Raw genomic sequence first — 1,099 nt, forward strand, 5'->3', positions numbered from 1 at the left:
TTACTCACCAGTCCGTAATTAAAGCGACAAAAGATTCAATTGATGGTAGTCTCGAAAGGCATGAAACGAGACGGCCGCACACTCGACCACGCAACGCTCGAAGAGTTTCGGTTGCTGGCGCTGCGTCGGGTCAAGGAAGGCGAGAAGCCATCGGCGGTTGTGGCCTCCCTCGGGATGAACCGTACATCGATCTACCGGTGGCTCAAGGCCGCCTCCGATCGCGGACAAGGCGAACGTGCACTGGCGTCCAAGCCGGCGACAGGTAGGCCCGCCAAACTCACCGTCAAGCAGCAGGAGCAGGTGTTTCGCTGGATCAATGGACGCGACCCAAGACAGTACGGACTGGACTTCGGCCTGTGGACGCGGCAGATCGCCGCCACCCTGATCGAGCAGAAGTTCGGCGTCAACCTGGGCGTCACGGCTGTGGGCAGGATGTTGGCGCGCTGGGGCCTGTCGCCGCAGAAGCCGTTGCAGCGCGCCTACCAGCGCGACCCACAAGCCATCGAGCGCTGGCAGCGCGAGACCTACCCCGGTATCGCTGCCGCTGCGAGGGAAACCGGGGCCGACGTCTACTTCTGGGACGAGTCGGGCTTTCGCGCAGACACGGTGCACGGCAAGACTTGGGCGATGCGGGGCAAGACCCCGGTCGTCGAACGTCCCGGGCAACGCCAGTCGATCTCCGCCGCTTCGGCGGTGAACGCCAAGGGCGCGTTCTGGTTCGCGACCTACGAAGGCGCGCTAAACGCCGAATTGTTCATCGAGTTGCTCAAGCGTTTGATGAAGGGGCGCACCCGCGCAGTTCATCTAGTGGTCGATGGCCTGCCGGCCCACAAGAAGGCCAATGTGCGCGAGTACATCGCTTCCACAAACGGCAAGCTCACCATGCACATCCTGCCCGGCTACGCGCCGGACCTGAACCCGGACGAATTGGTATGGAGCCATGTCAAGCGAACTGGTGTGGCCCGCAACCCGCTGCGTGCCGGCGAAAAGCTGGCCATTCGAGTCGAGCAACAACTACGCCAAATGCAGAAAGACCGGCGCTTGGTGCGCTCGTTCTTCCAAGTGCCATCTGTCGCCTATATTACGGACTGCTGAGTAA

1 protein-coding gene is annotated in these 1,099 nt (G+C 62.0%); it reads left to right on the forward strand.

The features are described 5' to 3' along the window. The first annotated feature begins 60 nt into the window (after positions 1–60). Positions 61–1,095: an IS630 family transposase gene (locus tag WKW79_RS36990; RefSeq protein ID WP_340340191.1), complete on the forward strand. Its 1,035-nt coding sequence runs from the start codon at positions 61–63 to the stop codon at positions 1,093–1,095. The last annotated feature ends 4 nt before the right edge of the window (positions 1,096–1,099 follow it).

Origin of the sequence: Variovorax robiniae (genome assembly GCF_037889955.1) — a bacterium.
In the GTDB taxonomy this organism is placed as follows: domain Bacteria; phylum Pseudomonadota; class Gammaproteobacteria; order Burkholderiales; family Burkholderiaceae_C; genus Variovorax; species Variovorax robiniae.